The organism is Halomonas sp. 707B3 (assembly GCF_024158645.1).
Lineage (GTDB): Bacteria > Pseudomonadota > Gammaproteobacteria > Pseudomonadales > Halomonadaceae > Vreelandella > Vreelandella lionensis.
This window is the reverse complement of the sequence record NZ_JAMZBE010000214.1, coordinates 1-4477: the sequence shown is the minus strand read 5'-3', so window position 1 is coordinate 4477 and position 4477 is coordinate 1. Positions and strand designations below refer to the sequence as shown.

At 60.3% G+C, this 4477-nt stretch carries 6 protein-coding genes; all 6 read right to left on the bottom strand.

Annotated features, from left to right (window positions below):
• The coding region (locus tag BIS10_RS17600) for a molybdopterin molybdotransferase MoeA (protein ID WP_253507265.1) at window positions 1-752 on the bottom strand (752 nt) is incomplete at its 3' end.
• Window positions 745-1263 carry a molybdenum cofactor biosynthesis protein B gene (gene moaB, locus BIS10_RS17595; protein WP_253507263.1) on the bottom strand — a complete coding sequence of 173 codons (519 nt, stop codon included), beginning with the start codon at window positions 1261-1263 and terminating at the stop codon, window positions 745-747. The genes moaB and BIS10_RS17600, both read right to left, overlap by 8 nt.
• A gap of 4 nt (window positions 1264-1267) precedes the next feature.
• Window positions 1268-1615 carry a DUF1244 domain-containing protein gene (locus BIS10_RS17590; protein WP_054641247.1) on the bottom strand — a complete coding sequence of 116 codons (348 nt, stop codon included), beginning with the start codon at window positions 1613-1615 and terminating at the stop codon, window positions 1268-1270.
• A gap of 103 nt (window positions 1616-1718) precedes the next feature.
• Entirely contained in the window at window positions 1719-2732 is a 1014-nt protein-coding gene (locus BIS10_RS17585; RefSeq protein WP_392567198.1) for a formate dehydrogenase subunit gamma, read from the bottom strand.
• Window positions 2733-2830: 98 nt separating this feature from the next.
• Window positions 2831-3445: a formate dehydrogenase FDH3 subunit beta gene (gene fdh3B / locus BIS10_RS17580; protein ID WP_044630041.1), complete on the bottom strand. Its 615-nt coding sequence runs from the start codon at window positions 3443-3445 to the stop codon at window positions 2831-2833.
• A 61-nt stretch (window positions 3446-3506) separates the two neighbouring features.
• The coding region (locus BIS10_RS17575) for a formate dehydrogenase subunit alpha (protein WP_253507258.1) at window positions 3507-4477 on the bottom strand (971 nt) is incomplete at its 5' end.

Genomic DNA, 4477 nt, shown 5'->3' with positions numbered 1-4477 from the left:
TCCTCCCCGACGCTGACACCACCGGTGCTCACCACCACATCGGCCTCGGCAGCGGCGTGGTTCAAGAGCGCCACGGTTTGGGCGTAGTCATCGGGCACGCTCACCAGCTGAACCACCTCAGCCCCGAACGTCTCCAACAGCCGCTTGAGCATGGGGCGGTTGGAGTTATACAGCTGGCCCGGTTGTAACGGCGTGCCGGGGTCGACGATCTCATCACCGGTGGAGAGCAGCGCCACCCGAGGGCGACGGCATACGCTGACATGAGTGATGCCTTGCCCCGCCAAATGCCCTAACGCGGCGGCTTCCAAGCGTTCGCCAGCATTGAGCAGCACATCGCCTTGGCGCACGTCGCGGCCCTGCAGGCGAACGTTGTCTCCTTCAGGCACGTCCGCGGGGATGAGTGCCTCGCCGTTCTCCTCAGTCACCCGCTCCTGCATTACCACGCAGTCAGCACCAGGGGGGATCTGCCCGCCGGTAAAGATTCGTGCGCAGGTGCCCATCGCCAATGGCCGTGCCGTACTGCCCGCGGCAATCCGCTGGCTAACCGGCAGCCGCTTACCCGCATCCATAGCACGCAGCGTATAGCCATCCATTGCGCTGTTATCGAACGGCGGCACGTCCAGCGTGGCCGTTACCGATTCGGCCAGAACACGGCCAGCGGCGTCATTCAACGCGATCTGCTCGGCAGAGAGCGGCGTCACGTCGGCTAATAGCGCTTTCAGCGCCGCTTCAATCGGCTGTAACTCAGCCATGCTGCCCCCGACCGGGGATCACCAGGTTGGCAAAATTACAGGGTTTGTGGCGGCTATCGAGCTGCTCGGCCAGAATGCCATCCCAGCCGGTACGGCACGCACCGGTAGAGCCTGGCAGGCAGAACACCACCGTGGCGTTAGCGAAGCCACCCAATGCGCGACTCTGAATCGTGGAGCTGCCGATCTCATCGCCGCTGAGCTGGCGAAAGCGCTCACCAAAACCTTCGATACGTTTATCCAGCAACACCGAGATAGCTTCTGGGGTAGAGTCGCGCCCGGTAAACCCTGTGCCGCCCGTGGTTAGCACCACCTGCACGCCGGGGTCGGCAATCCACTGCGCTACCACCGCACGGATCTGGTAAACGTCATCCGGTACGATGCGCTTATCCGCCAAACGGTGCCCCGCCTCGGTTAGCCGCTGCACCAGCGACTGGCCCGAGCGGTCAGTATCTTCCGTCCGCGTATCGGAGACGGTGAGCACCGCAATGTTCAGCGCTTCCATGGCATCCATGGCGCTACTCCTTGTGCTCGTTGGGGGAGGCGTTGGCCTTTTTCTTGGCTTGGCGCGCTTCAAGAGCAGCCAGCTGTTCCGGCGTTGCCTCACCCTGGTGATTGGCTTTCCACTCGCTGTAGGGCATGCCGTAGACGTACTCGCGGGCGGCGTCCAGTTCGAGCGCGGTACCGCGCTCATCGGCGGCGGTCACCAGCCACTTCGAGAGGCAGTTACGGCAGAAATCCGCCAGAATCATCAGGTCGATGTTCTGCACATCTTTATTGTCGTCCAGATGCTTGAGCAAGCGCCGAAAGGCGGCGGCTTCCAGCTCAGTGCGGGTGGTGGCATCCAGTTCGTCAAATGTCGCCATGGTGATTCCTCTTTCAAAAGTCGTTGGAGTGCAGCATAACAAAAGACACCGCCCGAAGGCGGTGTCGAAGGGCGTTCACGTCCACTTATCTCGACGGCGTGACTCAGCTTGGCTTGGCTGCTGAAGGCTCACCGCTGCCGCCCGCTTTACGCGCGGCCAGTTCCTCTTCACTAACGGTCTGATCTTTAACCGCTTCATACCACAGGTTGTGGTGTTCTTTAGCCCAGGTTTCATCCACGTAGCCGGTGGTCATGCCTTCCAGCGCGCCTTCCGTACCTAACGTGCCGATGTAGATATGGCCCAGCGAGACGGCGGTAAGGCCCAGCGCACCCACGGCGTGGATGATGTTGGCCCACTGCATGGTGTCGCGGCCCTGGTCAAAGTTGGGGAAGTCGAGCACGAAGCCACTCGCCACCACCAAAATGCCCACCGACGCTAGCAGCCAGTACCAGGCTTTTTCGCCACCGTTGGCAAAACCAGCATCTACATGGCCTTTGCCAATCATACCGCCGCCCTTTTTAAACCATACCCAGTCGTGCTTCTTGGGAATGTTCTCTTTGATCAGGCTAACCAGCATGATGACCAACAGTACGCCAAAAATCGGTCCCAGATAGTTGTGCAGCACTTTAGAAGCCGCAATCATCCAGGCCCATACCGCATCACCAAACAGCGTACGGAACACGAACTTGCCTAACAGTAGGTTAAGCCCCGTCAGCGCTAGGGTGATGAACAGCGTCGCCACGGTCCAGTGAAGCGCACGCATCAGCAGCGACCAGCGCAAGAGCTTGCGGCCCGTACGCGGCTCTTCCAAGTACTTACGGCCGACGATGAAGTAGAACAGCGCAATCAGTGCCGCCATACCACCAATGGCAATCATGCCAAACGGCGACACCCAACGATTGCGCAAAATCCGCCACGTTTCGCCGCTGGAGTTGATCAGGTTGTAGTTACTCTCGTGACGTGAGTCACGGTAGTTCGGCCCGGTTTCACCGCTACGTACTTGGCGCCACTGATCCGCTGTAATGCCGGGGGCAGCAGTGGTCATTTCGCGGTCTGGGTCTGCCTGCGCCACGGCCATTTGCGTGACTCCCAGGCTTGCCACTAACAGCACCAGCATCAGGCATACACGCCATCCGCGCTGCAACCAGCTAGCGGTGCCGCTAGGTGCCCGTGAGGGCACCTTTGTCATGTTCAACGTTGTCATGACACGCCTCCTTACCCTTTGCGGGCAGCATCGTAGGCAAGGTTGTCAGAACTGGCCTGAGGGTTGTTCGACCACGCACCATCTTTGTGGCCACGGTGCACAACGCGCTGACGGAAAATATCAGCTACGTCCTGAGCATCCCCCGCCAGCAGCGCTTTGGTAGAACACATCTCAGCACACAGCGGCAGCTTGCCTTCTGCAATGCGGTTAGAGCCGTACTTCTGGTACTCCTCTTCTTTGGTTTCCGCGGGACCACCGGCACAGAAGGTGCACTTGTCCATCTTGCCGCGCTCGCCAAAGGCGTTCTGCTGGGGGAACTGCGGCGCGCCGAAGGGGCAGGCGTACAGGCAGTAACCACAGCCGATGCAGAGGTCTTTATCGTGCAGCACGATGCCATCGTCGGTTTTGTAGAAGCAGTCGGTAGGGCAAACCGCCATACAAGGGGCATCATCACAGTGCATACAGGCAACGGAAATGGACATTTCGTCCGCTTCGCCGTCGTTCAGGGTCACTACGCGGCGGCGCTGGATGCCCCACTCGACGTCGTTGGCGTTCTTACAGGCGGTGACGCAGCCGTTGCACTCGATGCAGCGCTCGGCGTCACACATAAATTTCATTTGAGCCATGGTGTTCTCCTCTTGCCGGTGCGGGCGTGTCCGCACCGGCATGCTGTCAGGTCAGGTCTTATTAGCTGGCGCGTTCGATACGGCAGATGGTGCACTTGGTCTCTTGCATCAGTGTCACCGGGTCGTAGCCGTAGGTGGTGGCGGTGTTGGCCGCTTCACCAATCACATAAGGAACGGTGCCTTCCGGGTAGCGGTCGTGCAGGCTTTCGCCCTGGAACACACCGCCAAAGTGGAACGGCATAAACGCCACTTTACGATCAACGCGGGGCGTGACCAGCGCTTTCACCTTGACTCGACCGCCTTCGGCGCCTTCGACCCACACTTGGTCGCCGTCGCGGATACCAATGTCATTGGCATCGGCCGGGTTGATCTCAACAAACATCTCCTGCTGCAGCTCAGCCAGCCACGACATGGAGCGTGTCTCTTCACCGCCGCCTTCGTACTCGACCAAACGACCTGAGGTCAGAATGATCGGGTAGTCCGCGCTGTTGTCACGGTCCTGGATGGTTTTGTACATCGTGGGCAGACGCATGATGGAGTCAAAGTCGTCCCACGTGGGGTAGCGCTCGACCAAATCACGACGGGTGGTGTAGAGCGGCTCACGGTGCTTCGGCACCGCATCCGGGAAGGTCCACACCACAGCGCGGGCTTTGGCGTTACCGTAAGGCGCGCAGCCGTGTTCAATAGCGACACGCTGGATACCGCCGGAGAAGTCGGTCTTCCAGTTCTGGCCTTCAGCCGCCACTTTCTCTTCAGCGGTCAGGTCATCCCACCAGCCCAAGTCTTTGAGCAGCTGGTCGGTGAACTCGGGGTAGCCATCGTCGATATCGCCGCCTACAGGAGCGGAGCCTTCCGCCAGCAGGTTCACACCATCGCGCTCGATACCAAAGCGGGCGCGGAAGCCCATGCCGCCTTCCATGACCGGAATGCTAGTGTCGTAGAGGTTAGGCGAGCCGGGGTGCTTGAACTCAGGCGTGCCCCAGCAGGGCCACGGCAGACCGTAGTAGTCGCCATCGGCGGGGCCGCCTTCAG